This window comes from Serratia proteamaculans (genome assembly GCF_008830365.1).
In the GTDB taxonomy this organism is placed as follows: Bacteria; Pseudomonadota; Gammaproteobacteria; order Enterobacterales; family Enterobacteriaceae; genus Serratia; species Serratia proteamaculans.
The window spans coordinates 332,250-357,236 of record NZ_WBKI01000004.1 but is presented as its reverse complement, the minus strand read 5'-3'; the positions used below and the strand labels follow the sequence as shown (position 1 = coordinate 357,236).

Here is a 24,987-nt window from a genome sequence, read left to right as displayed (position 1 = left end):
TCGAACAGGTTCGATTATTCGGCCAAAGGCCTCACCCTGCGGGCCAACGCTAAAGCGTTGTTCAACACGGCGTAAACGCCGGTTGTCCGAGTCCGGCACCCTATTTAGAAGAACCCGCCTATGGCGGGTTTTTTGCTTTCTGAGATACGAACTCTGCATCGAACAGGTTCGATTATTCGGCCAAAGGCCTCACCCTGCGGGCCAACGCTAAAGCGTTGTTCAACACGGCGTAAACGCCGGTTGTCCGAGTCCGGCACCCTATTTAGAAGAACCCGCCTATGGCGGTTTTTTGCTTTCTGAAATACGGACTCTGCATCGAACAGGTTCGATTATTCGGCCCGAGGTCGGGTACTGTTGCGCAGCCAGCCATAGAGCTCGGCATTGCGCCGGAACCCCATTTTTCGCATCACGCTCATCTTGTGATTACTGACCGTTTTCACGCTGATCTCCAGCATGTGGGCAATTTGTGTAACGCCCAACTCCCACTTCATGCATCTCATGATCTCTTGTTCTCGCAGCGTCAGGATCCTTTGGCAGGCGCAAGGGCGTTTATAGTTACGGTTGTCCAATGGCCACAACCTTTGTCGCTCCAGTCCAGCGATAACCACCTGTAATACTGATGAAACAGGCATATCGTGATGGATCACCCCAGACTCAAGCACGCACCTGGCGCTGGCAGCCGCAGAGTGCCGCTTATCCGGTTGACGCAGTGCAAAATACAGGGGTTTCCGCCCCGCGGACGGTAACGCATATTGACAAAAACAGCTCAAATTGCCCGGGGAGAAATAGCGAAACACCAAATCTGCCTCATTGGCCTGCTCAATATCCACGATACGCACCAGCACACCGCACGAATTGAAATGCTGTACTAAAACATCATGTAACCCATTGATGAAAAAAGTGTTCTTATCAAATAAGGCTATTGTCATTATGGAACTCATGCCGGCTCTCCTGCCTTTATTAAGCCAAACCACTGCTGTATTCGCCCTTAGGGTGTCTGGCTATTGTCGATACGCAATTCGTAAACCATGGTGGCATTCGGCGGTACTTTCGGCGGATAACCCGCCTCGCCATAGGCAAACTCTGGTGGCACCACCATGGTCAGTGAACCGTGATTGCGAAGATGACCAATCGCTTCCCGGAATAAAGGCGGATACGCCTGGAGCGGTTGCGAAAGGACTTTACCGCTGAGCTCCATATCCTGGATGACGGTGCCATCGGTCAGCCTTTCCTTGACCACCACATCAATCACCGCCTCCTTCGCTAACTCGTGGTCACCGGCATAATCCACCCGGTACCAAAAGCCCATTGCCGATTGTTTAACACCCTTTTGTTTACTGAAACGGGCCAGATAATCCTGATCCTGTTGCACCTGCGCCTTGACCCGTTTTTCTCGTGCGGCGCCGGCGGCGCTATCCGCCTTTTCCATCAGCCTGGCAAGCTCTGCCGGAGGCAACAATAAATGACCGGAAACCGCATCCAGCACGCCGGCCAGCAGGCTATTGCGATCTACCGGCACGCCCCAGCTCTGGCGTTCAGCCATTAACCCATCAATATCCCGCCCAAGCGCACTCCCGGCCGCGTAGGACAGGCGATTCTTTTCATCCTTTAACTGTTCAGCCGTGACTTCCCACTGCTGGCGTTTGCCTAATTCCGTCGCCTCGATCTGCGCTTGCACCAGTTGTTGCTGCTGCCCCGCCAGCTTCTGCTCATAGTCCTGATTGGCTTGTTCTGTAGCGGACAATTGCGCCGTCAGGCTGGCTAATTGACTCTCGGCCCGTACCTGCGCTTCTCTGGCCTGCTGAGTGTCCTGTTGGGCTTGCTGCAGTAAAGAGGCCGTTCGTTGTGCATCCGGCGAACCACGCCAGGCCTGGCTCAGCCCCGCCAACCACTGCTGCAAGAGCGACATGTCGGGCGGCACCGGTGAAGCACTAACGGATGGTTTCTCGGCACGCAACGCGGTAATTTCCTGGCGTAGCGCATCCAGCTCTGCCTGTTGGCGGGTCAGTTGTTGTTCACTTTCCACCAGCGACCGACGTAGCGTAAAGGCCGTCGAAGCAGCGACTTTCGGGGGTTCTGCCTGCCTGGTTATCTGGCGGGGACTGTCGTCTTTCTTTTTCGGCGCAGCCGTTTTCTCGCTATTGCGCGCTTTATCGCTCGCTGGCGTCTCCGGCTTAACATTCTGACGTTGGTATTGTTCGGCAAATTGCAGCAGAGCGGGCACGCCCTCATCTGCCTGTGCCTTACTCACGACCATTAGTGCCGTAAACCCCAAAAAAGCCAGCCGGGACACCCGCATCATTTAACCAGCTCCCCGCGTTCAGCCAGGCCCGTCAGTACCGCCTGATTCACCCCGGCACACAGGAAATTAACTTTATAGCGATACAGCGCATCCACGGTCTCCTGGGTATCGCCATTAACCTTGGTTCGCACCCCGGCGTACTGCGAAGCGCCGCTCATCAAACTGTCGAAAGCCTGCTTATACTGTTGAAACTGTTTGGCATTGATATTACGCAGTGCGCCCAGTTGTTCCTGGCACTGCTGTAGCCGCTCAGCCTCTCGCTGTTTGCGTAAGGTTTCCTCCGATATCTCCCTGGTGGTGCTGGTCTTTCCGGTGGCCAGGGGTTTACTCGACTTCGGGTTTTGACACGCCGTGGCTCCCATCACCACCAGACACAAGATCCCCACTCGGACACTAAGATTTATATGCTTCACCATCATCTTTCCGGCTTCCTTTTTTAGATGTATTCCTGTCCAGCACGGCCATAGCCAGCCGTGACTACTCGCCCGTTGTTGCCGTTGACCGGCGAAAACGCGGGTCGGCGGGAAACAACAACGCAGCGTCAAACCCATACTTTTCGGCCTCGGCCATTCGCTGCTGATAACGCAATATGGCAATCAAACTGGCGTACACATTAGCGTCAACTCGCCTCGTCAGATAATGACGAGCCCAGACGGCATAGCGCGAAAGTTCACTGTCATCTCGCCGGGTGTTGTAGGTCAGTAAGCGATGCGTTTGCGAATCAAAATTGACTCGATCCTGCAGCCCCCATCGCGCAATCGGCGACATCGCGTCCAGGATCTGAATATCGCGCAGCCCATTGCGCTCGGCCTGCGTCAGCGAAAGACCTCCGCGGAAAATCGCCACCATAATCACAACCGTCGCCATGCACAGCCCGCCAATGCCACAGCGCAGCGGCAACCGTCCCTTTGCGGGGAGAATAATGACGCCGACTTTCCGGCAAGAAAGGCGGTCTGCCATTGCCAGCAACAGCAAGAAAACCATCCAGTGCATGGCTGACAGATAGAAAGGGTATTCAAGTTGGGTATGTACCAACATGGGTAACAGAGCCAGGCATAGCGCGCTGGTCTCACCGGCATTAGCGGCACCGGTCGAAAAAGCACGGCGGTCATACCTGAACACCTGTAAAAGCAATCGTCCGCCGCCCAGGATCAGCAAACTGATGCCCAACAACGCGACCAATCCCCCTTCTACCCACCAGTACAGGAGCTCATTGTGCGGATGACGCGCAATTTCCAGCACCCGTGTGGGTGGCACCAGTTCGATGCGAAAATGCTGAAAAGCGTACTCAAAACTGCCGTACCCCCAGCCGGACAAAGGATGCGCAGCGATCATCTTCAGCGTGTCCTGCAGCATCGCCAAACGGGCCTGATTGGACATTTCGTGTGAGATGTAACGCACGCCGCCTGCGCTCTCCGGCCACAGCATGACAACGCCGCCCAGCGCCGTACCCAGCATTATCAACAAAGATGCGCTCAGTAATCCGCGGGCAAAGTGATGGCGGAAACACCCCCAAAAACCCAGCACCAGCAGCAGGGTTGCCAGCCAGGCTGCGCGCGACTGTATCCAGACCAGCACGGCAGAGAACAGCACCAACAGCAAGGAAAGAGCGACTCGGCGGACGCCCTCCCGACGTGAAACAACCAGAACATAGCCCGGCAACAACCACTGCATCAGCGTCAAAGCCAGCCCGGTGGCGATAAAACTGCCTAACACGTTGGGTTGCTGAAAGATGCCGTAAACCCTGGCCCCTCGCAGTGGCACCCAGTTCCAGGTTGGCAAAAACAGCTGCAATACAGCAATAACGGCCTGACCGGCAACGATGGCCAGCAGCAGCACCAGCAACGGCTGGCGCAAACGAAAAGGCAGGCGCACCTGCAACCCGCTGCAATAAAAAATCCAGCCGGCCAGCAGAGCCGCAACACGCCATGCAGCGGAGGAAAATCCCGCAGCCGGCCCATAGGCCAGCGGCACAGCTAACAGAACCACGCCCATCGTTAAACACCTGGAGGTCGGCGTGAAAACGATGCCGCGACGCAGTGGCTTACCGCACCAAATCAACAGCACCATCACTGCCATGGCGGCATAAACCAGCGGATTAAAAGGCAGACTTAACCCAACGCCGCCCATATTGGGGAAGTAACACCACGACACTATCGGCAAGCCGATGAAACAGGCGATTAATCCTTTATTTCTTCGCAACACGTCAAACGCACCCTAAAAGCCAATGAAGACCCGCCAAAACCATAATCAGGAAAACAAGCAAACCCCGCCGGGATCGCTATTCGTATTCCAGGGTAAAGGTAGTTACCGCGCTGAATGTCCCGCGCCCGATTGACTTGTTTTGGATCGCCTCAGGCTCCCCCTTCACATAGGCCTGCAGGTTGATCATGTTGCTCCCCGCTGACAGCCGGAATTTTTCGCTGGCACTGTTGAGCGGCAACGCTTTACCCTCTTGAGTTTCCAGCCCGATCCCCACCCCCGATGCACTACTGCCGCCGTCCAGCGCCAACAGGCCGGGCAGCTTGGCGTTTTCCGTACCGCTAAAGGTGATCGAAACCGTATTACCCAGGCTGAGATCGCATTCGGCCAGATGCAGAGCAAAAGGCTGGCTATGGGTGCGGGTATTCAGATACAGGTATTTATCGACAATGGTGCCGAAATCGAGCTGTATTTCCTCTTCGCCCGGCGGGATCACGCAGGGTTCCGCCACCAGAGTACCGTGAAAACGCATATTTTCTTCTGCAGCCGCCGGTTGGCCGATAACCCCCGCCAACATCGCCCCTGCAACCCCCAGCCTAACGGCCCTGCGCCAGTACCTTTCTTTCACGCCCATGATGACACTCCCTTTTATCGGTGTTGCGCTTGCCCTTTAGCCACACAGTTTTCAAACGTTTAGTCGTAATACAGGCGAAAATCGATCACCGCGCGATAGGCCCCAGCTCCCAGCGTTGCCGGAGTGCGTACTGGCGTCACGGTGTACGTCAGGGTGTTTTGTCCCGGCGTCAGCAGGACGGGTTTGTTACGGGCTCCGAGCCGTACCGGCAACCCGGTTGCATCCGCCAACTGCAACCCCAATCCCGTTACGCCCGACACCTTGATCAGGCGCGGCGCGTTACTGTCGGCAGGTGCCATAAAGGCCAGCGACACCGCGGGCTGACTGCCGCTCCAGGCTAAAGCGCCGGTCCAGGCATCCCGGTTGCTCGCCGGTGCCCGCAGGCAGTCTTTCAATCTCAGTTCAAACGCCACCGGCGTGCCGCGATCGCCAGGATGCTGAAACTGCGCCGTTCCGGTTTCGCCGAGCCATACTTCCTGTCGAGCGGTAGCCATCTCCAGACTGCAGGCGCTCTCGGTCAGCGATCCATAGACGTGCAAAGTGCCATTGGCCCCCTCCACGTCCCAGTTATCTACTGCACCTGCCTGGGGTATCAGCATTAAAATCATTCCCGCAGTCAGCGGGATCATCAGCGCGGCGAGTACCGTCAGGCCAATAGTGCGGCGTTGGTAGCGGTCATAGGCCTTTCCTGACAACATTGGGCTCTTTCCTTGCATGGTTTATTTCACTCCGCTGTCTTTAAAACCGTTTCTTCCTTGCTTGCCGTAGTCACCGCGGTTTTCGGTTATTTTTTGGCAGGCACAACCTGACAGGTGCTACCGGTACAGCGGAACGTCAGTTGCGGTCGGCCGCCGTAATCGTTGATGTAAGTCAGCACCGGGCTGCCCCCTAACACCGAGGTAGACAGGTTCAACGAGGCACTGGCTTTCGGCGCCACCATCATTGGCTCAAAAGCGGCGATCCCCTTTCCTTCCTTACGGGCATTGGCCTCAACAATCGTGACGTAATAAGGCGTCGGGTTATTCACCGCGTACTTGTCACCCTGTCGGGTCAATGTCAGTTTTTCCTGCCAGGGGGCCTGATTCTTTTGCGGTGCTATTGAGCCCGGCCGATAAAACATTTTGATACGTGTCTGTAACGCTATCTGCAAGGTATTTGGCTTATCGCTACGCGGCGGTATTTCACGCAGGTTGAAGTAATAAAGCGTTTCCCGATCCTGCGGCAGCTGGCGCGCGGCAGGCAAGGCCTGGATTTTCACCTGGCTCGGTTTGCCGGGCTCCAGCCGCTGTACCGGTGGCAGCACGGTGAACGGACTTTGGATCTTGTTGCCCTGTTCATCCTCAATCCAGCCCTGCGCCAGATAAGGCAATTGCTTATTCTGGTTGCTGATGTTGAGGCTCATGGTCTTAAGGTCACCGTCAAAGATCACACGAGTGCGATCCAGGGCAATGGCCGCATCAGCAGGCATGACAACCGTGCCGGCTGACAGAACGGCAACGGTGGCGAACGTGCTCAAAAGTGAGATTTTTTGTTTGGTCATCATCTTATTCATCATTTTCTTCGCAATTATCAGCCAGCCCCAGTGCAGCTGGCTGACCGGCGGTTAAACGGTGAGGCGGGCCTCACCCTGAATGTGGTCAGGTAACAGGCGTAACCTGCGCAGCCTTAATGCCTTCAGGTGACGAAGGCGGTTTACGGGTGCCCAAAGGGTGACAAGGCAGCAACAACGTGTTCATCAACACCTCATCAGGCAGCAATGCCGGTAGCTGGATCTCGCATTGCGGACCGCTGTTCCAATGCACCGTCATCACTTCACCCGGATTAATCCCCGACAGGTAGACACTGCCGCCATCATTGACAATCCCCGTGTCCTGCTTGCGTCGGTTCATTACCGTCGCGCCAAACGGCGGCTCACTGCCATCGGCCAGTTTGATGATGGCCATCGCTTTCTCACCGGCAATCACATCAAACTTGCGATAACCAATGGCACCTTCCGTTAAGGTCGCTTGCACCACCGAACGGGTCGCCTCAACGTTATCCCCAAGGCGGTTGAGATCGATGCTGGCCTTGTTGCGGTAGTAGCTGTTCACATCGGTTACCACCGCCTTGCCATATCGGTTGGTCAGCACCGTGCTGCCGTAACCCCGTACTGGCACATCGGCAACGCCGTCGGTATCCAGCAACAACCGGGTGCCACCCGGCGTATTTATCCGGTGCAGCACCACGCCTTCCTGTGCCAACGTCACCCCACCTTGTGCCCCCAAGCCAATGGCGCTGTAACGGCCAGACTGGTAGCTGGCGTTGGCGTTAATCTGGGCCATATCGCCTTCATGGCTGTAATAGCCACTGGTTGTCGCGCCGCTGCGAGCGGCACCCGCGCTGATCTGATAGTTGTTGTGTTCATCAATCCGGTCGTAGTAACCCACGCGGTGCGCGTTATCGTCACGATTGACCGTCATGTTGTAGCTAAGCGTCCCCGTGTTGCCCCAGGGGATCGACAAGGACAAGTACATCCCGTCGTCGTTACGCTCGTTGTAACGGTTGCGATAAGCAGACAGCGACGCGCTGACATTTTTGAAAGTACCGATATCGAAATAACGCGATACCATCAGGTTGTAGCGATCGTTGGCAGCGCGGTCCCAGTAGGTTTGATGGCTGTAGTTGAGATAGGTGCTCAACCCCAGTTCACGGAACTGTTTGTTGAAGGTGATGGTGTACATCTCCTTGCTCTTGCCGCTGCGTCCGCCTTCATAACGCGAATCGAGGTACTCCCCCATGCTCATAAAATCTTCCTGGGAGAAGCGATAACCCGCGAAGGTGACCTGGCTGTCATAGTCGTCAAAGTTTTTCGAATAACTCAAACGGTAGGAACCGCCGGTCATTACGCCGTCTTCCGGCAATTTTGCGCGTGACTGCGTGGCATCGAACGACAACGCGCCAAGCGCCAACAGATCACGCCCCAATCCCACCGAGAGTGCGTTGTAGTCACCGCCGCTGATGGCGCCGCCATACAGTGACCAACCATTACTGATACCCCATGAAAACTCCCCGGTGCCAAACAATGGCCCGCGCAGGTGGTGGCCCCATTCGGACGGTTTGCCCGCAGCCAGCTTGTAGCGAACGGTACCTGGACGTGTCAGGTAAGGAATGCTGGCGGTGTTCATCTTGAATTCCTGCACGCTGCCATCCTGCTCTTCAACACGCACATCTAGCTCGCCAGAGACCGCATCATTGATGTCCTGAATACGGAATGGCCCGGCAGCAACCTGGGTTTCATACAGCACCCGCCCCTGCTGACTGACCACCACCTTGGCGTTGGTTTTTGCCACACCGCTCACTTCAGGCGCATAGCCGCGCAGGTTAGGCGGTAGCATGCTGTCATCCGAGCGCAGGCTGGCGCCGGAGAAACGCAGGCTGTCGAAGATATCGGAATTCAAATAGTCTTCGCCCATCGTCAACCGGGAGCGCAGAGCCGGAATAGCCCGGTAGGCGTAATAGCGGCTCCAATCGAACTGTTTATCGGTCGGCTGATTAGAACCCGTCTGGTGGTTAAGATTGGCTTGCCAGTCAGCACGCAGACGCCAGGCCCCCAGATTGGCTCCACTGGTGCCATTACCGCTCAGGTTGTAGCTGCTGCCGCCCCCTTTCAGATTCTTTTGCGTTTGGGCGTTGACGTTGTAATCGAACAGCAACCCCGGAATACCTTCGTCCCAACGTGATGGGGGGTCCCAGCTTTCTGAGCTGTATTCGAGGTAGGCCTGAGGAATATTGAGATACAGGGATGAAGTGCTCAGATCGCCACGCGCCTCCATTCCGGCCAGATGCTGCAGATCAAGACATTGGCCGTCATGCGTCCAGCTCAGGGAGTCTTGCAGTTTTTCTTTGAACCCTAATTGCTTGACCAATGCTGGCGACAGGCAGGCTTCACTGCCTTTAGGATCCTTGGGTGGGGCTAAAAAGGTCACCGTCTGCTCCGGCAAATCGTTTTTATTGACGTGCACCACCATGGTATAGACGCCCGGCATAATGTAGCCGCTACGCGTAAACTGACTCAGATCGATATTCTTACGATCGTTAATATCTAATACATCCGTGTTGAACTGGATTTCGGCGGCGGCGTAAACCAACGCGACTGGGTTGCCCAGCGAAAGAGCTACACAGAGCCCCAGTACCTGAAGACGAAATAACTTCCCTGCCGGTGAAAGCATAATAAAAGTCCTTTCAAAAACGAATTAACCGTCAGTACGAGATAATTCAAAAATAATCCAGCTTAAAACGCACTGTGGAAAAATACGCTCCCGCTTTCAACGGCTGATGATTGGCTATCAGCGTCATGGAGTAATTCAGCGTTCTATTTCCAGGAATTATTTCTTCCATGGGTAATGGTTCACCAGGAATAACAGCATTCCCGTTACTGTCATTAATTTTCAGTGCAACACCGCGGGCATCGCCTTGTACGCCAAACAGTGTTCCTTCTGCAGAGCCGTCAAAAGTAACCTGAAAAAATTTCCAGTCTGATTTATTCCCCGGTCGTTCCAGGATGCAGTTCACCAATTCGATACTGAAAGGTTTAGTCATCCCCTGACCGTCACGGATGATTTGTCCTAAAGGAATAGTTTCCATATCTATGGTTTGGTCCCGACTGCCGGCCGCAATGGCGCAGGCGGTATCAATAATAGCGCCGTGCATATTGACCCGACCCCATCCCTGCAGGCTTTGGGATGCATAACTGGATCCGGCGGCCAATCCAGACAGTAATATCAACAGTATTAAACCGGCCTGATTCCCTTGTGAAAACATCGCGACATTCCTTTGACAGGGGGATCAACCAGGCATGCGATGACTCACATGCCTGGTTTATTAAACCTGCGGAGTTACTTACTGATAAGCCAGGGTGAAATCGGCTACAGAAGTAAAATCACCTGGGACGACAGCGGCAGAAGCCCCTTCACCCTGGAGATAAGCAGCAAAGTGCAGGGTGTTGTTGCCAGTGTTCAGAGTCTGAGCCGTTGTCGCTTCACCCAACTTGATTGGCTGGCCATTGTAAGAGATGGCTACACCCGCGCCGCTGGCCGTCCCTGCAATACCCAACAGATCTTTGTTGGTTGCAGAAGCTACGCCGCTGAAAGTGGTCTTGACCGTTTTCAGAGTAGTGATGTCGCACTGCTCCAGCTTAATTTCGAATGGACGAGGATTGGATTTGCCGCCGCCATTCAGTGCCACGTTGGAAACCTGACCCAGGTCTACAGTCTGGTCAATGGACTCAGGGGCAATCGAGCATGGCGCATCAATGATTGAACCCGTGAAAGTAACTTTACCGTGTCCCTGATCGGCTGCGTGTGCAAAAGAAGTTGCGCCAAATGCAATCACTGCAGCCATCATGATTTTGTTAAGTTTCATAGAACCTATATTCCTTATAAGAAAAAATGCATATCCCAACAAAGAACAGAGCATCCACGTGCCGAACACGCGCAAATTTAACGCTCTAATTCTTTAGCATCTTGAGAGTAATTAAGCCACCGTACTCAGGGGCGAACAGCAATATAATCACCGGTTCTAGCCAGGCGATGAGGTTTAAAAAAACCAATGAATTAACATATAACAAATAGGTGAACACATTGAATATTAAAACCGCAAAACCCTAAACTCCCTCTCTTGGTTGGCGATTAATATTCTTGCAAAAGCCTTCCATTAAAAAAAGGATTTTATTGAGCACGTTTAATATTCGCCATTTATTCCCTGTATCAGGTTAATTTATTGTTATTTTTAGCCTCATAGATCGTAAAATATTCTTTCTTGGAATAAAATCCTGTTTTTTATAATCTGCCAACCAATGAGATCGCAAACTGGCATTTTATGAATATAATAAACCAAATTATGGGGCTTAAGTATGACATCAACCCGTTATACCTACTGGCGACAAATGGATAGCAAGCAATCTATTTCTCAGCCTCAAAAAACAGATAGGCGTTTGCTTTCTATAGGAATTAAAGCAGGTCTACGAATAGAGAAAGTTTGTTTTTTCAAAGTAAACAGCAATAGAAATACAGAGGAAGTGCTATGGAAGCGTTATCCCCGAAACAAAAGGAAGTCCGGCAGTTGCAGCAAGCTCTGCTACAAGCTTTATTAACGCAGTCCCCTCAACCCAGCCCTTTCATAGGGGTGCCACCTCAGCATGAATGGCTGTCAACCAGGCAACTGGCAGACATCATCGATGTAGGGGTTTATCGGGCCAGAAACCTACTGCTGGAAATGGTCGCTAAAGGTGAAGTTGTGGTCTCCTCTGGCTCAATAAAAAACTCCCTTAGATGGTACCCGGCGGCCATTTTCTCCGGCCATGGTGTCACGGTTTAAATCGCCGCTAACCTTATGTTTATAAAAATGAAAAATAAAACCTTCCGTATCTGGCGGGCTATTTTCATCTATAGAACATCAAGCGTTTAGCAAAATCGTTAGCCACCGATTATTGGAATATTATAGTGAGAAAGACATCCGTTTTATTATTACGTTGCTGTTTGGCCGCCTCCTTCTTTTTACTGGTCGGCAATGCCAACGCATTTACCTGCAGAACCTCAGATGGCGGAATAATCCCTCCGGGAGGCTCCAACACACCGGTTGATGTCAGGGTGCGAATCGGCCCGCAGCTGTCCTACGGGAAAAATGAAATTGTTAACGTGAGTCAGGTAACCTGTAAAAATGACGTTGCCAGCTGGTGGGATTACTTAAAAACAGATGCTCCGGCAATGACAATGAATACCGCCATTTTTGGGGCGATTGGCAGCGGTATGACTATTAATGGGGTAGATTATAACTCCCCAGTTTCTTCTAATATCAGCGTATTGAATTTGACTGGCCTGCAGACCAGCAGTGTCGCTATCAGGGTGTTTATCGTATTGAACCGTTTCCCTACGCCCGATATAAAAGTCAATAAAGGTGACGTTATCGGTCAAATCAACTTTCGTCAGACGAACGACCAATCAGGCTGTCCACAATGCGGTCCTTATCGCTGGCGGTTGATTGCCGACAACGACGCCTATTTTGTGACGACCAGTTGCACCATCAACAACGGGCAACAAATTAACGTCGCTTTTGATCAAATCAGGCAGGATTACCTGACGCAAAACGTCAGCGACGCACAAATAAAACAGGACAAGGCTCTGACTTATCAATGTGATGACCAAAGCGCCACCCAAGATATTCTGATCCGTATGGTCAGCGACGCCACCGGATTTTCTAGCGATTTTATTAAAACCAGCAACCCAAACGTCGGTGTTGCCATGGTTTATAAAAATGCGGTAGTAAAACCTAACAACAGCTTTAGAACGCGCATCGTTAATGGCATGGGAAGCGACACCATCACCTTTGTTCCGGTGAAAAACAATGTCCCTTATAACAGTATTGCCACCGGGCCATTATCAGGTTCAGCCACGCTTATTTTCAGCGCACCTTGAGGCAGAGGCAGATATGATCACCATGAAAAAAAGGCACCTTTATCGCCTTATTTTAGCCCTGTCGATTATCAGCTTCGCGGCATCGGCCGCAGATCAGGGGACCAGGGTAAACATCACGGCGACCGTGGTAGCCCCTCCCCCTTGTGTGATCAACGAGGGGCGGACTATCGACGTCGACTTCGGTAAGGTGGGCGTGAACAGAATTGACGGCACTCGTTATATGCAACGAGTGGACTACAGCATCAACTGCGAGTTTCTGGACAACACCAGACAACTCAAGATGAAAATTATGGGCAGTGGGGCGGCTTTTGATGCCAATGTGTTAAACAGCAACATTAACGGATTGGGCATAAAATTGCTGGCGAATGGCAAGGCATTCAATATCAATACGCCGTTGAGCATTGATTACACCAAGCCGCCAACCCTGGACGCCGTACCGGTTAAAAGCTCCGCGCTTGCCTTGAAGGACGGCGACTTTACCAGTGGTGCCACGATGCTGGTCGACTATTTTTAAGCTTTTAGCCACGGGGGAATAGATACAGGGCGGCATTCAACGAGTGCCCCCTGCCATCAGGAACAAAAACTCACTCCTGAGCCCGATAGCCATGTCACCTAATGGCCGATGAGATGTTAATATCGACGTTTTTCAGGTGAATAGGCTCAGCATGCCATCTTCTTATCTTCGCTGTCTTACCTTGGTTTTCACGCTGGTTATCGGCGTGTGCTCCCCTATGCTGGCGCAGGCCAGGCCCGATCTGGAACGTAAGATTGGCGTGACCGTTGCCGATAGTCCTTCACCTGATTATCAGTTCAGCGACCTGCCGATCACTTCTGCGGACGGCCAACGCCGTTATCGCATTCGCATAGCGCAACCGCGTATTGCCCCGCCGCCAACCGGCTATCCGGTGGTATACCTGCTGGACGGTAATGCGGTACTGATGGAGTTGAATGCCAGCTTATTGGCCCGGCTTGCAGCGCAAAAACAGCCGCCGGTATTGGTGTTGCTCAGTTATGACAACGATCTGCGCATCGATGCCAAAGGCCGCAGCCACGATTACACGCCGGCCAATGGTGGCGCAGATGCCTTTTTGAAACTGATCGAAAGCCGGGTTAAACCGGCAGTGGCGGCAAAGGTGGCCATTAACTCTCAACGGCAAACGCTGTGGGGGCACTCTTACGGCGGTCTGTTCGTTCTGCATACGCTGTTAACCCAGCCAGCCGCATTCCAAAATTACGTCGCCGTCGAACCTTCACTGTGGTGGGGAAAGGGCTTTATTCTGCAGGAAGCACAGCGGGTTATTGATCGGCATTCGACGTTGTCCGCCCATCTGTGGCTGTGGACCGGCGGCGGTGAGAAAATGCGCAGTGCGCCGCCCAATATCAAACAGCAACCGCTCCCCGCCGACGCCGCTCAGCGTCTGGCCGAACGGCTGGCGACGCTGAACGGGCTTAAGGTAGATTTCCGGGAATGGCCAGGCCTGGATCACGGCGGCATGTTCAATGCGGCCATCGCGCCAGCATTGGATAAGGTAGCTGCAGGCGACTGAATAACACCATGCAGCTAATCTGGCGATGATCTTAATTTTCTGTTTACGAAGAAGTTTTATTATCTACTTATCGAAAACAAACGAAATATGGTCATCGTCCAGATACTTGATCTCAACCTCACAGCCTTTCTGGACCTTTGAAGAGTAAAAGGCGGGAATGGTTTCCTTGCCTTCTACCTGCTTGGTCATCCCCTTTTCATGCCATGAAAGGCGGTATTTTATGTTGGTGGTCCCGTTATCATTTGAACTGATGTAATGGACTTCCTCAACCCGAGCCTGAATATCCCGCCCCAGTGTCTGGATTTTATGGTCGCGGTTAAACAGATAAACAATATAGGCAATGACGCCTACTGTAAGAATCACTGAAATAATAATCGCAAACTTCATCGATTCGTCCCTTAGCCGAACATGGTCAGACCGTTAAATGATGACATTATCTTCCCGACATGAGCCATCGCATCGATAAAAGCTACACGCCCCTCGGTGGTGGTAAGATCAAAGGCTGTCTTATCAAATTTCATATTGGTCAACCCGATCTTACCGCTCGCAGTAACGCTCATTGAATAGCCTTCCGTAACGATTTTCGCCGCCGTGAAATCAAAAGAAAACATGGAGGCAGACTCTTTATGATCTTTGTATTCAAAAGCATGTGGCGTCTTGATGCTCACCTTTTCCGCACTGTCGATGGTGATCATTTTCGGTGAGGTGATGGATACCCCTCCTTGTACCGTCTGCGTCCAGCTTCCCAGGATGTCCGTCTTGGCATCCTTGGTGATGGTCTGTACTCGCCCCCCCTGGATCTCGTCCGTGACGTCCTGGGTGACGATATTATGGCGTTTTCCCGTGACTTTGTCATAGCGATCCCCCTTGAGGAAGGAGTCCATGCCGTCGTCATAGGTGCGGGTCACCTTGCCGGTAACATGTTGATCTTCTATGCCATCGGTATCGACGCTCCGCTTTCCCTTAATGGTTAGCGTTTCCCCGCCGCTGGTAATATCCGACGTCCGGCCATTGGTGATAGTGATCTTTTCGCCGTCTTTAAAGGTTTTGGTTTCCGGTTTGTCGACCGTCGTGGTACGTGTGCCGTGGAATTGGAAAATAGCGTTGCCGAACACCTCATCCTTCTGGTCTTTTTGGATGGTCGTGGTGCGGTTACCGTCTACGGCCACCGTTTTATCGTTCTCTACCGAAATATTCATATCTTTTTCGGCATGCAGCTGCACCATCTCCGAGCCCGCTTTGTCTTCAAAGAACAGATGGCTGGAATTATCACTGTGGCCATCTTTAGAGCGCGTCATAAAGCCCATCATGGTCGCGCCGGCGGGCAGCGTCCACGGTGGCATACAGGCTTCGTTATACACTCGGCCGGTGACCATTGGGCGGTCCGGATCGCCATTGATAAAATCAATCACCACCTCATCCCCCACTCGTGGGATTTGCACCCCGCCGAAGCCCTGTCCCGCCCAGGCGCTGGAAACTCGTACCCAGCAGGAACTACTTTCATCCCCTTTCGCCAGACGATCCCAGTGGAACTTCACCTTCACCCGGCCGTATTTATCGGTCCAGATCGATTCCCCTTGAGGCCCCACTACCCGTGCTGTTTGCGGGCCATGGGTACGCGGCCACGGGGTACGCTGTGCGGAGCGGAATGGCGTGCTAACCGGGATCACCACAAAATCAGTGCGATGCACCGCCTCTTCCCCCCCGCTGGCGTAGCTGTTCTCTTCAAGATCGTAACGCGCGCTCAGTACCAAATACTCTCCGCCGTCGCTGGCAAATGGCGGATTGATCAGTGCAAAGGTACAACCCGGCACAATACCCAACGCGGTAGCCGTTGCGTCGATGCGCTGATGTTCAGCCTGCCACTCCTCTTGCCGCACGCGGGCGTAGGTTTCGCCGTGGCTGTGTTCCACGAAGTGCCCCGGCCAGTCGTAGTAGTCAATCTGGCCCGGTGAAGGTGAGGTTGGGTTCTGTCGCGCCTGGAACAGCCATGCGTTGGGCTTGCGGAAGTCGTAGTCGTCGATGCTGTAGATCCCCGGCGTCACCCGCTCGGATATCGCCCACTGGCCTATCCCCTCTTCGCCGGTGCTGCCACCGGAAGGTGTAGCGTGGTAAGGAATGGCTTCATAGCCGCTAAACGGCTGATGCTGCTGAGGGGCGTCGTACAGTACCATCGTATGTTTATCCGCCTCATGGCGGAAAAAGAAATAGATCCCCTCAAGCTCCATCAGGCGCGAAATAAAGTCGTAACTGCTCTCCTGGTACTGCACGCAATATTCCCAATTGCGGTAATTACCGGTGAGCTGGTTCTCCATCTGCACGCCGTACTCATCAAGTACCGTTTTGATGATATCTGGCACGCGCTGGTTCTGGAATATTCGCTGGTTGCGATCCCGCTTCAGCGGCCACAGGTCCGACTCCATGGTCAGCGTGTAAACCACGTAACGTTCACCATTTATATCCGCGCTATGCACGTTGACCCGGGTGATTTTACCGTTGAGATAGCGTGGTGCGGCAAGCAGCCCCTGAGTAGGGATAGTCAGGGTAATGGGCTGACCCAGCATGGCCCTGCGGTCGAGGCGGGCATGGGTGCTGAGTAACGTCACGTTCAATTCAAATGAACGAGAAACGACTTCCTCACCGTTAAGTTTCCAGAACTTCAGCGTTCCCTCGCCCGCAGGCGTTGTTGCCGTGATACGGTCAAACATAGCTTCTTACCCCTATAACTAAGACAGCGTTATGCCGCTCTGCCACTCATGGAGCCAGCATCAGGACTTTGAATTGACTGGGTACCGCGCGTATACCCACGGCATTGGTTGAATTCTGCAGGCTGACGCTGGTCAGGCGCGTCGCCGGTGTTCCTTTGAGCAGTACGGTAAAGGAACCGGTGAGATGACGCGACGGCCCCATCACGGTGCCTGATGCCACGCCGGTGGCAACACCGGGGTTATCCCCGTTGGTCAGCGGCGTCACCGTTGCCATGTTATGTGCAGGCATGCCCATAAACAGAATATTCAGCGCATTGGGGACCGCCGTTGGCCCAAGAGCGATATCCGGATAAGGTATCGGGGTTGGCGTCGGCATCGGCGTCATGCAGACATCGGGAAAGGCCAAATCGGTGCCCATCAGTTGACAGTTGGCAAACATCGCGGCCTCCTCAGCCCATATGGATCTGTTCGGCATCCACTTTGGTGATTGCCTTCGAAGTAATAACGGTATTTTGCGCATGCAGACGCGCATAATCTTCGGCCTGCATGTCCAGTTGCCCGGCACGTACCTGCTCCGTTTGGCGCGTAGTGCGCAGCAGGTTATGGCTCACCTGAGTCACGGTTTGCCAGACTGACTCCGCATGCTTGCCCACCATGCGCGAAAGGCTTACCCAGGCGGAAAGTTTGTCGCCGCTGTACTGCATTTCGCTGATATGGCAGTCCCCTTGCCTGGCGCTGACGCGCAATGCCTCACTGCTGAGGCTGATTTCGCCGTGGCTGCGGATATGCAAATCGCCCGGTACGCTCAGTTCGGCCATTTCCGGGTTGGCACGTTCCAGCACCGCCAGTAGCCACACCTGATTATCCACGCTGGTGATAAGCACCAGATCCCCCATCTGCGGGGCAATAACGCAGCTGGCGGCACGCTGACAGTGCCAACCGCGCCCTTCACTTTCCACGCTCAGGCTGCCGTTGGAAAAGCAGTGGGTAACAACCCCCGCGCTCTGTAACGGCGGTACCACTGCCTGTGCCAGTCTGTGATTGATATTGTTCATCTTCTCTCCTTAACGACGGCTCTGATGCTGGAGGCTCCAGGCCTCCGCAGCCAGTAACTCTTCATCATATTCAAGGATGCCCCGGCGATCGGAAAAATGGGCCCCCTCCTGCCGCGCCCGATGGAACCGGGTGCGGGAAAATGTGGCACTGCGGAAATCGGCCCCGCTCAGATCGGCACCGGTGAAATCGCTGTAAGTCAGGTCGCTCATGGCAAAGCGGCTGCCTTCAGCCTTCACCTGCCGCAGAATGCTCTGGAACAGGCGGCTGTGGCTAAAATCGGCCTGTTGTAACCTGGCACCGATAAACAACGCCTGATCAAACAAACTGCCCTGGCAAGCGGCGCCGGTGAGATCCGCACTCATAAACAGCGCCTGACTGGCGTTCACCCTCGTGAGTTGGGCATTTTTTAGCGAAGCGCCTTTGAAATTGCATTGCGTCAGCTGCGCCCCGCTGAAATCCACCGCATCGAGCTGATTATCGGTAAACTGGCAGCCGCTAAAGCGCTGCCGGGCATAGTTTTTTCCGCGTTGATCGCAGTTGAAAAACACCGCCCGGTCGAATTGACTGTTGCCCAGACGGGTAGTGCGCAAGTCGAGATTGAAAAAGGTCGTCAGCAGGCACTGGCACTGCTCCAGTTGCGCTTCATCCAACGAGCTTTCGAAGAAGGTGGTACGTTCCAGCGTGGACTGGTTGAAGCTGCTGCCGGAAAGCGGGCTGCGCATAAATTGGGTAGCGTCAAATCTGCTGCGGGAAAAATCGCTGTTGCCAAGAGCGCAATGATTAAAGATGCACTGCGTCATTAGCGTGTCGCTGGCGCTGATGGCCGTCATCTCACAGTCGTTAAACACGCTCTGCTGCATGTTTGCACCGCTCAGCCTTGCCCCATTCAACGGACACTCATTGAACACCGTCTCATGTAAATTAGCCTCCTGGAGGTTCGCCCCATTCAGTGAGACATCCTGAAAGATACCGCCGGACAGGTCGTACCCTTGCAGATCCAGGCCATCCAGGTTGCACGCGTTAATCATCTCGCCATTTTTAATTTTTTGCTGTAGCTCTGTCGCGCTCAGCGTCGTCATGACAGTTCCTCATCACGCTTCGGCAGCGTTTTCACCCGGCTGGTATAGGCATTGCCCAGCCGCGTCTCCATATTGATAAAAGATTGTGACAAATCGGCGCGGAACAGGTTGGCGCCGGTAAAGTCCGCGCCATCCAGTTGGGTTTTCTGCAACAGTGCCCCCATAAGGTTAGCACCGGTGAAATTGACCTGACGGAAATCGGTGCGGATCAACAGGCTTCCCATCAGGTTGGCGCGGGTGAAATCCGCCCTCTGGCAATCCGCCTCGCTGAGATCGCTGTTCTCCAGCTTTGCCAACCTAAAGTTGGCCTGCGTCAGTAAAGCCTGGCGCAGGTTGCTCTCCTTCAGCGTCGCCTCGCTGAAGTCCGCGCCGCTTAAATCGCTTGCCATTACGGCGGCGCAGGTCAACAGCGTAGCTGCTTTAAACTGGGCTTGCGGCAGCTTGCTCTCCACCCAGTTACAGCTTTCAAGCCACGCGCCGTTGAAGATAACGGCCTGCAACTCACACTGTTGGAACACGGTTTTATGCAGCCTGGCGTTGCTGAAATCGAGCTGCGGCAGCGTTAAGTTCATCACGATGCACTCCTCCAGCGCGGCACGGTGGAAACGGCAGCGGCTGATCCCCACCTGTCGTAGCAACAGCGTTTTTAGTGTGGCATGGCTGAAATCGCACCCTTCAAACAGGGCATTTTCCAACTGGGTTTCCGTCAGATTGGCACCGCTGAAATCGGTCTGTCGGCACTGTGCCAGCGCCAGGCTGGCCTGGGTCAGATTGCATTCACGCAGCGAACTGTTGCTTAAATCGGCCCGCGCCAGCATCGCCTCAGTGAAATCAGCGCCGTCCAACTGACAACCGCTGAGATCGACGCTTTCCAGCAACGCCTTACGGAAATTAGCACCGCGTAAATCCATGCCGGAAAGGTCCGCGCCGGTGAAATCCAACTCGCTGAAATCCCCTCCGCACGCCATAGTGTTCGAGGCGCGCTGGCGAATAATCCGGGCGATATCCCCCGTCATGCGTTTCGCCGGCGGTTGATGCTGAACTGCCATCAGATACATCTGGTGCAGCGATTCGCGGCTCTGCGCCAGTTTCTTCTCCGTCATGCTATCCGCGTGCTGTTGCAGCATCTCCTGCATACGGTGCATCGATTCCGGACCACGTGGGCGATGGTCTTGTTTGGCTCCCTGCCGGGCTTCTACCTCGGCCTGGCGAGCCTCAGCCTGCGCTTTCATCTCTTCAGCTTGACGCTCCAACCGCTCGACAAACTCCGGCAGTTCATCAAGCCGGGGCATCTCTGGCGGCGAGGTATTCGCCAGTAACTCGTCAACGTCCGTCCCCTCGGCTTCCAGCCTGGCGCGGTGCTGCTCCCGCATTTGACTTACCCGGTTTTGCATATTGTTTTGCATCGGGCTAGCTGTTTGCTGCATTTCGCTGTCAATCCAGGGGCCGATAATCTCTTCCGGCAACAAATCTTTTTCCCGGAAGGCAAACAGCGCACCCTTGCCTTTATCCAGACGTTGGGCCAGCACCTTGCGATAGTGGTTGACCGAACGAGTGGCACCGTTTTTTTCCAGCGCCGGCATAAGCTGCAGCACGTCCGCCGCATCATCCTCGTTGATGCGGCAACTTCCCTGCCAGATCAACATCATCTGTTCCAGATGCGGGAAGAACCAGACCGTGGTGGCACGCAGCGCAATTTCTTCAAACAGCGTTTCATCACCACGCAGACGATTGATAAAGCAGCGCGCCCGCCACGGCGGTAGCCTGCCCGACTGTAATGGTTTCTCCGGATGCATATTCCAGATATGCCACTCGGCTTCGGGCGGCAACTCATCCTGTTCCGGCCACCACTGATCCGGGCTGGCCGCGTTAAATACACGCCAGTCGGCATCGCGGGAAAGACCAGGAAAGTCATTCTTCAACCAGTTGGCATCATAGGCTTTGCCCATGCGTTTAAAACGACGTGGCCAGGTCATGTCCAGCGGCCCAAAACTTGCCGGTTCGGGCTGCTGACGCGGTGAAGTCATGCGCAGATGCTGCGATTCGATATTCGGCAGGCGACGGTAAACCCCCTCCTTATGCTGCTCCTCCACTGCACCGATACCATGAGGATTCTCTTCGTATCCTGTGCCACCAAAAGCACGGCTCCAGTCGAGGCGCATCGATTCAAAATTGCGCGGCGGGGTAGGATGTGAACCAGACCAGATGCGATCGCCAAAAGCCAGCAGGGTCTTACTGAGGTTTCCCACATTAATACGTACTGCGCAGCTGTTTTTTTCCTTCTGGTGATGGGTATAAGCATTACCCGTCGCCAGAAATTCGGCACGGACTTTCGGTATCGCCACATCGATGACGCCGCCGCTGGTTTGCAATTCAGCCGCCGCCAGTTGCCATAGCTCGACTTCCGGGCGCAGCTGGGGCGTTGCGCTCATATCCAGCAATGCCATCACGGAAACGCCAAGATAATTTTTACCTTGTAAGCGGAAAGGTCGATTTAATACGCTCAGACGCAGAGGCTTAATAATCTTCATATAATGCGCCTTTAGGCAGCCAGTTAATGAATGCGGTTAAAAAGTGGGATAATGCATCTGACTAGGGTTCTATCGCATTAACCGAATGAGTGCAAGATGGGGCTCTTAATGATTATTCCCCTAAGCCAGAGAATAAAGGATATCTATTGCAGCAAGTCACGCAGGGTTGGTGATACTTCCCCTTCCCAAGCCAAGCGCTGGCGGGGCTAACGCTTTCTGGCATTCGCCTCCTGTCTCAAATGAGACCGGCTGAAGGCCTAGAATTAAGATTAGTCTTAATTCACGATAGTGCACTGCTATTTTTTTGCATTAATCCAAAGCAGGTTCTATTACTAATAAACCCCAAACCCTTCCATTATTAATAATAGGTTGCGCATCATGACTACAGATATGAATTTTAAGCTGGAGGGCGTAGCGGGAAAATCAAAGGATTAAATCACAGACCGTTCAGGCCCTGATGGATAAAACCGTGCAGGTTATTTTGAAACACGGTGAGTAGCATTTAGCCGTTGGTCTTCGCCCCGTATTAAAGCAAATGAATAACACCTATCTCCCCTGCTCCCCTCTGACAAGCTGCTGTTAAAGCACAGCACTTTTTCGGCCGACGGCCGACGATGCCCATGGGCAGATTTGTGCACGGATCCATCAGAAGGCTGAACGTGGCGGCTCCCCTTTGGCAAGTTAGCTTGCTCTACCGGTGGAGCCTGAAGGACTAAAGTATTTCCTGGATGAGGCCCTGGTGAGGCACAATAGGAAGATATTGACTGAGCAAGGCTGACCGCTATTTATTACCGCGTATTACGCTATTTTCCAACCTTGTCACAGTTAATATAAACGCTTGGCCCCCTGACGGGAACGGGTGAAAACCACCCTTGTAATACATTACGAAAAGTGATAGTTAAACCCGTTGGCACGCATCAATTTGATTGTGCTAACTAATTATTATTACAGGGAACTATATTATATCCATGAAAATAAATATTACCGACCAGCCAAATCCGCAAGACGAAGAGTTCGTTATTGACAGCCTTTGGGGTCACAACGAAAAAACCGAACACGTTGATATCCACCCTCTGTTCCTGACCGTGACCGATGACGAAGGTAAAATTGTTGCCGGCCTGGTGGCCAGAACCTGGTGGGGTGGGCTTGAGGTGCAGTATCTTTGGGTCAGCGACCAACATCGTAAAAGCGGCTATGGCCGTCAACTGATGCTCCAGGCCGAAGAAGAGGCCCTGAAACGGGGGTGCCATATGGCCTATGTGGATACCTTCGACTTCCAGGCACGCGGCTTTTACGAAAAATTGGGCTATCAGGTGTACGGTAACCTGAGCGGCTATGCCAAGAAGCACACCCGTCACTACCTGGCAAAAGAGATTTAACCCAGTTTTAATCGGTGAGGTCAGAATGGATTCGCCCGACAATAATGAATTTTATTTGAAAGGCCTGATTGCCATGATAGAGCACTTAAGTGAGCCATGGGGCATTAAGGATCTGGCATCCCGACATATTTACATGAACCGAGCCGCTTACCTCTATACCAACACACCGTTGAATTTTGATATAGCCGGTAAGCTGGACGACGAGTTCCCCGCCGACTGGGCCGAATGCGCGGCCGATTTTGTAGAACACGACAAAATGACGGAAGTCTCGCGCGATCGGGTTGCCGTAATAGAAACGCATTATTGGTACGGCAAAGACAGCCTGACGCCGTTTATCAGTGAAAAACTGCCGATTTATAACGATAAAAAAGAAGTGTTTGGGGTGATGTGGAACGCCAAGCCGCTTAACACTTTATCCCCATTGAAATTTATCAATCATCAAAAGCCCAGCGTCCTGACCACAGAAACCAACAGCGCTATTTTCACCCGAGCCGAACTTGATGTGATATTTTTAATGCTGCAACGGCTGTCGGTAAAAGAGATAGCCAAAATATACAACATCAGCAATAAAACCATAGAAAATAGAATATATAACATCTATCAAAAATCAGATGTTCATACGCAGCAGCAGTTTGAAGAATTTTGCAAATATGCGAATCTGGACAATTATATTCCCGATCGCCTGATAGCAAAAGGCATTCAGTTTATTTAATAGCAAGGAATACCTCACCGTGATAAAAATTGAAGACTATCCGCTAACCCGGGTACCTCAGGATAAAAGAGTCTCGTTTTTAAGCGTCGCCATTGTGCATATGGGCATGCTGACCGCTCTGGATCAGTTTATGCTGGGTGCCGTATTGGGTCACTCGATGACGCTGTTCGATGCCTTCACCGCCATTTTCGTCGGCAGTCTGATCTTTGGCGTAGTGACCTACGGCCTCGGGCTGGCGGGCATGCGCGAAGGGATCTCCGGCAGCCTGCTGGCCCGCTGGTGCGGCTTTGGCCGACTAGGATCGGTGCTGATTGGTGTGGTGGTGGCCGTCAGCCTGCTGGGCTGGTTTGGCATACAGAACGCCATCTTCGCCAAGTCGCTGGATTTCGCCCTGGGGAACAAGTTGGGTTTTGGCCTGGCGGCCGGTCTGTCCGGTACCCTGCTGACCATTCTGGTGGCCTTTGGCTTCAAAGCATTGCGCATCGCCGCCCGGATTGCGGTGCCGATGTTTATTATGCTGGTGGCCTATATCTCTTACATCACCCTCACCGGCCATAATCTGCCGGAGATTATCCAAATGATGCCGCCTGGCGATCCGCTGTCGATCAGCGCCGGTATCACCATCGTGGTCGGCGGCGCCATTGTCGCCAGCCTGATGACCCCCGATCTGACGCGTTATTCCAAAAACGGCAAGCACGTGCTTGGCGTAACCCTTTTCACTATTGTCGCCGGGGAGTTCGTGGTTAACGGTCTGGCGCTGCTGATCGCCAAAACGCTTGGCACGGCGGATGTAGTCACCATTATGTCGCAAGTCGCCGGCGGTGCGGGTCTGCTGGTGGTAGTGTTCTCCACCTTAAGGGTGAATGACCTCAACCTGTACTCATCGTCACTGGGCATCGTCAATGCGGTTGAAGGCATGACCGGTAAAAGGCTGAAATACACCGCTACCACGCTGGTGATTGGCGTATTGGGCACCACGCTTTCGGTGCTGGGGATCCTCGACCGGTTTGTCGATTTCCTGACGGTGCTGGGCGTGGTGTTCCCACCAATTATCGGTGTGATGCTGGTGGATTATTACTTGCTGCGCACCCACCGTAAAATTCTGGATGAGAGCCGCCGGGAAGGCAAACTGCCCGATCAGACGCCGACCATTGGCTGGGCGGCGATCATCGCCAGCATTGCCGGCAGTATCGTCGGGTTAGTGACCGAGTGGGGCGTGCCGACCATCAACTCATTGCTGGCCGCCAGCCTGTTGTATTGGGTGTTTAAGTTGGCGCTAAACCGCGCTCAGAAACCGGCCCACGCGCAAGGCTGAGCTGACCGTTAGCGGCAAGGCAAAATGTCATCGCCACTCTCCAGCAACTGGGGAGTGGCAAAACAATAAAC

Annotated in this window: 23 protein-coding genes; 7 read left to right on the top strand and 16 right to left on the bottom strand. The window is 53.4% G+C overall.

The genetic code is table 11. The annotated features are described in order from the left end of the window. Window positions 1-329: 329 nt before the first annotated feature. From F8R23_RS17480 to F8R23_RS17435, 10 genes are all read right to left on the bottom strand, one after another. Window positions 330-941: a response regulator transcription factor gene (locus tag F8R23_RS17480; RefSeq protein WP_151415853.1), complete on the bottom strand. Its 612-nt coding sequence runs from the start codon at window positions 939-941 to the stop codon at window positions 330-332. Between the two features lie 47 nt (window positions 942-988). Then, window positions 989-2,257 (bottom strand): FKBP-type peptidyl-prolyl cis-trans isomerase N-terminal domain-containing protein, encoded by a 1,269-nt coding sequence (locus F8R23_RS17475; protein ID WP_232811169.1) that lies wholly within the window; start codon window positions 2,255-2,257, stop codon window positions 989-991. A gap of 41 nt (window positions 2,258-2,298) precedes the next feature. After that, window positions 2,299-2,721 (bottom strand): hypothetical protein, encoded by a 423-nt coding sequence (locus F8R23_RS17470; protein WP_129936394.1) that lies wholly within the window; start codon window positions 2,719-2,721, stop codon window positions 2,299-2,301. 58 nt (window positions 2,722-2,779) lie between these two features. Then, complete coding sequence (locus F8R23_RS17465) at window positions 2,780-4,507, bottom strand: PglL family O-oligosaccharyltransferase (RefSeq protein ID WP_314725596.1); 1,728 nt, start codon at window positions 4,505-4,507, stop codon at window positions 2,780-2,782. Between the two features lie 76 nt (window positions 4,508-4,583). Continuing rightward, entirely contained in the window at window positions 4,584-5,138 is a 555-nt protein-coding gene (locus F8R23_RS17460; RefSeq protein WP_099063353.1) for a fimbrial protein, read from the bottom strand. A gap of 59 nt (window positions 5,139-5,197) precedes the next feature. Then, window positions 5,198-5,836 carry a fimbrial protein gene (locus F8R23_RS17455; RefSeq protein WP_129936393.1) on the bottom strand — a complete coding sequence of 213 codons (639 nt, stop codon included), beginning with the start codon at window positions 5,834-5,836 and terminating at the stop codon, window positions 5,198-5,200. An 86-nt stretch (window positions 5,837-5,922) separates the two neighbouring features. After that, window positions 5,923-6,690, bottom strand: a complete 768-nt coding sequence (locus F8R23_RS17450) for a fimbria/pilus periplasmic chaperone (protein ID WP_244953400.1) — start codon at window positions 6,688-6,690, stop codon at window positions 5,923-5,925. Between the two features lie 85 nt (window positions 6,691-6,775). Next, window positions 6,776-9,346 (bottom strand): outer membrane usher protein, encoded by a 2,571-nt coding sequence (locus F8R23_RS17445; protein WP_112346955.1) that lies wholly within the window; start codon window positions 9,344-9,346, stop codon window positions 6,776-6,778. A 46-nt stretch (window positions 9,347-9,392) separates the two neighbouring features. Continuing rightward, complete coding sequence (locus F8R23_RS17440; protein ID WP_112346957.1) at window positions 9,393-9,938, bottom strand: fimbrial protein; 546 nt, start codon at window positions 9,936-9,938, stop codon at window positions 9,393-9,395. A gap of 78 nt (window positions 9,939-10,016) precedes the next feature. After that, window positions 10,017-10,538, bottom strand: a complete 522-nt coding sequence (locus F8R23_RS17435) for a fimbrial protein (protein WP_017893980.1) — start codon at window positions 10,536-10,538, stop codon at window positions 10,017-10,019. 660 nt (window positions 10,539-11,198) lie between these two features. Here F8R23_RS17435 and F8R23_RS17430 point away from each other — a divergent pair. The 4 genes from F8R23_RS17430 (at window position 11,199) to F8R23_RS17415 (ending at window position 14,136) form a co-directional block, all read left to right on the top strand. Further along, on the top strand, window positions 11,199-11,492 hold the full coding sequence (locus tag F8R23_RS17430) for a hypothetical protein (protein ID WP_112346958.1): 294 nt from the start codon (window positions 11,199-11,201) through the stop codon (window positions 11,490-11,492). 125 nt (window positions 11,493-11,617) lie between these two features. Further along, complete coding sequence (locus F8R23_RS17425) at window positions 11,618-12,589, top strand: fimbrial protein (RefSeq protein ID WP_242503241.1); 972 nt, start codon at window positions 11,618-11,620, stop codon at window positions 12,587-12,589. A 13-nt stretch (window positions 12,590-12,602) separates the two neighbouring features. After that, window positions 12,603-13,103, top strand: a complete 501-nt coding sequence (locus tag F8R23_RS17420; protein WP_129939285.1) for a fimbrial protein — start codon at window positions 12,603-12,605, stop codon at window positions 13,101-13,103. 151 nt (window positions 13,104-13,254) lie between these two features. Continuing rightward, window positions 13,255-14,136, top strand: a complete 882-nt coding sequence (locus F8R23_RS17415) for an alpha/beta hydrolase (RefSeq protein ID WP_129936390.1) — start codon at window positions 13,255-13,257, stop codon at window positions 14,134-14,136. Window positions 14,137-14,199: 63 nt separating this feature from the next. Here the strand turns inward: F8R23_RS17415 and F8R23_RS17410 are convergent, their stop codons facing one another. From F8R23_RS17410 to F8R23_RS17385, 6 genes are read right to left on the bottom strand one after another with little or no spacing between them, the layout of a single operon-like run. Continuing rightward, window positions 14,200-14,523: a hypothetical protein gene (locus tag F8R23_RS17410; protein ID WP_017893985.1), complete on the bottom strand. Its 324-nt coding sequence runs from the start codon at window positions 14,521-14,523 to the stop codon at window positions 14,200-14,202. A gap of 11 nt (window positions 14,524-14,534) precedes the next feature. Further along, complete coding sequence (locus tag F8R23_RS17405; RefSeq protein WP_129936389.1) at window positions 14,535-16,844, bottom strand: type VI secretion system Vgr family protein; 2,310 nt, start codon at window positions 16,842-16,844, stop codon at window positions 14,535-14,537. A gap of 46 nt (window positions 16,845-16,890) precedes the next feature. Further along, window positions 16,891-17,283 carry a DUF4150 domain-containing protein gene (locus F8R23_RS17400; protein WP_012146887.1) on the bottom strand — a complete coding sequence of 131 codons (393 nt, stop codon included), beginning with the start codon at window positions 17,281-17,283 and terminating at the stop codon, window positions 16,891-16,893. A 10-nt stretch (window positions 17,284-17,293) separates the two neighbouring features. Beyond that, window positions 17,294-17,899 carry a DUF3540 domain-containing protein gene (locus tag F8R23_RS17395; RefSeq protein WP_151415851.1) on the bottom strand — a complete coding sequence of 202 codons (606 nt, stop codon included), beginning with the start codon at window positions 17,897-17,899 and terminating at the stop codon, window positions 17,294-17,296. Window positions 17,900-17,908: 9 nt separating this feature from the next. Then, the gene (locus tag F8R23_RS17390; protein WP_151415850.1) at window positions 17,909-18,979 is read right to left on the bottom strand and encodes a pentapeptide repeat-containing protein; all 1,071 of its coding nucleotides are present in this window, start codon (window positions 18,977-18,979) and stop codon (window positions 17,909-17,911) included. Further along, entirely contained in the window at window positions 18,976-21,510 is a 2,535-nt protein-coding gene (locus F8R23_RS17385; RefSeq protein WP_151415849.1) for a DUF2169 family type VI secretion system accessory protein, read from the bottom strand. Before F8R23_RS17385 ends, F8R23_RS17390 begins: the two co-directional genes overlap by 4 nt. Before the next feature lie 968 nt (window positions 21,511-22,478). On the opposite strand from F8R23_RS17385, the gene F8R23_RS17380 reads away from it, so the two are divergent. From F8R23_RS17380 to F8R23_RS17370, 3 genes are read left to right on the top strand one after another with little or no spacing between them, the layout of a single operon-like run. Continuing rightward, window positions 22,479-22,889, top strand: coding sequence for a GNAT family N-acetyltransferase (locus F8R23_RS17380; protein WP_112346971.1), 411 nt, complete (start codon window positions 22,479-22,481; stop codon window positions 22,887-22,889). Window positions 22,890-22,914: 25 nt separating this feature from the next. Beyond that, complete coding sequence (locus F8R23_RS17375; protein WP_129936385.1) at window positions 22,915-23,601, top strand: helix-turn-helix transcriptional regulator; 687 nt, start codon at window positions 22,915-22,917, stop codon at window positions 23,599-23,601. Window positions 23,602-23,620: 19 nt separating this feature from the next. After that, on the top strand, window positions 23,621-24,916 hold the full coding sequence (locus F8R23_RS17370) for a cytosine permease (protein WP_129936384.1): 1,296 nt from the start codon (window positions 23,621-23,623) through the stop codon (window positions 24,914-24,916). The last annotated feature ends 71 nt before the right edge of the window (window positions 24,917-24,987 follow it).

What these genes read in the sequence shown, in the direction of transcription:
- F8R23_RS17480 (WP_151415853.1), bottom strand. Translation starts at nt 941, where the DNA reads ATGAGTTCCATAATGACAATAGCCTTATTTGATAAGAACACTTTTTTC.
- F8R23_RS17475 (WP_232811169.1), bottom strand. Translation starts at nt 2,257, where the DNA reads ATGGTCGTGAGTAAGGCACAGGCAGATGAGGGCGTGCCCGCTCTGCTG.
- F8R23_RS17470 (WP_129936394.1), bottom strand. Translation starts at nt 2,721, where the DNA reads ATGATGGTGAAGCATATAAATCTTAGTGTCCGAGTGGGGATCTTGTGT.
- F8R23_RS17460 (WP_099063353.1), bottom strand. Translation starts at nt 5,138, where the DNA reads ATGGGCGTGAAAGAAAGGTACTGGCGCAGGGCCGTTAGGCTGGGGGTT.
- F8R23_RS17455 (WP_129936393.1), bottom strand. Translation starts at nt 5,836, where the DNA reads ATGTTGTCAGGAAAGGCCTATGACCGCTACCAACGCCGCACTATTGGC.
- F8R23_RS17450 (WP_244953400.1), bottom strand. Translation starts at nt 6,690, where the DNA reads ATGAATAAGATGATGACCAAACAAAAAATCTCACTTTTGAGCACGTTC.
- F8R23_RS17445 (WP_112346955.1), bottom strand. Translation starts at nt 9,346, where the DNA reads ATGCTTTCACCGGCAGGGAAGTTATTTCGTCTTCAGGTACTGGGGCTC.
- F8R23_RS17440 (WP_112346957.1), bottom strand. Translation starts at nt 9,938, where the DNA reads ATGTTTTCACAAGGGAATCAGGCCGGTTTAATACTGTTGATATTACTG.
- F8R23_RS17435 (WP_017893980.1), bottom strand. Translation starts at nt 10,538, where the DNA reads ATGAAACTTAACAAAATCATGATGGCTGCAGTGATTGCATTTGGCGCA.
- F8R23_RS17430 (WP_112346958.1), top strand. Translation starts at nt 11,199, where the DNA reads ATGGAAGCGTTATCCCCGAAACAAAAGGAAGTCCGGCAGTTGCAGCAA.
- F8R23_RS17420 (WP_129939285.1), top strand. Translation starts at nt 12,603, where the DNA reads ATGATCACCATGAAAAAAAGGCACCTTTATCGCCTTATTTTAGCCCTG.
- F8R23_RS17415 (WP_129936390.1), top strand. Translation starts at nt 13,255, where the DNA reads ATGCCATCTTCTTATCTTCGCTGTCTTACCTTGGTTTTCACGCTGGTT.
- F8R23_RS17410 (WP_017893985.1), bottom strand. Translation starts at nt 14,523, where the DNA reads ATGAAGTTTGCGATTATTATTTCAGTGATTCTTACAGTAGGCGTCATT.
- F8R23_RS17405 (WP_129936389.1), bottom strand. Translation starts at nt 16,844, where the DNA reads ATGTTTGACCGTATCACGGCAACAACGCCTGCGGGCGAGGGAACGCTG.
- F8R23_RS17400 (WP_012146887.1), bottom strand. Translation starts at nt 17,283, where the DNA reads ATGTTTGCCAACTGTCAACTGATGGGCACCGATTTGGCCTTTCCCGAT.
- F8R23_RS17395 (WP_151415851.1), bottom strand. Translation starts at nt 17,899, where the DNA reads ATGAACAATATCAATCACAGACTGGCACAGGCAGTGGTACCGCCGTTA.
- F8R23_RS17390 (WP_151415850.1), bottom strand. Translation starts at nt 18,979, where the DNA reads ATGACGACGCTGAGCGCGACAGAGCTACAGCAAAAAATTAAAAATGGC.
- F8R23_RS17385 (WP_151415849.1), bottom strand. Translation starts at nt 21,510, where the DNA reads ATGAAGATTATTAAGCCTCTGCGTCTGAGCGTATTAAATCGACCTTTC.
- F8R23_RS17380 (WP_112346971.1), top strand. Translation starts at nt 22,479, where the DNA reads ATGAAAATAAATATTACCGACCAGCCAAATCCGCAAGACGAAGAGTTC.
- F8R23_RS17375 (WP_129936385.1), top strand. Translation starts at nt 22,915, where the DNA reads ATGGATTCGCCCGACAATAATGAATTTTATTTGAAAGGCCTGATTGCC.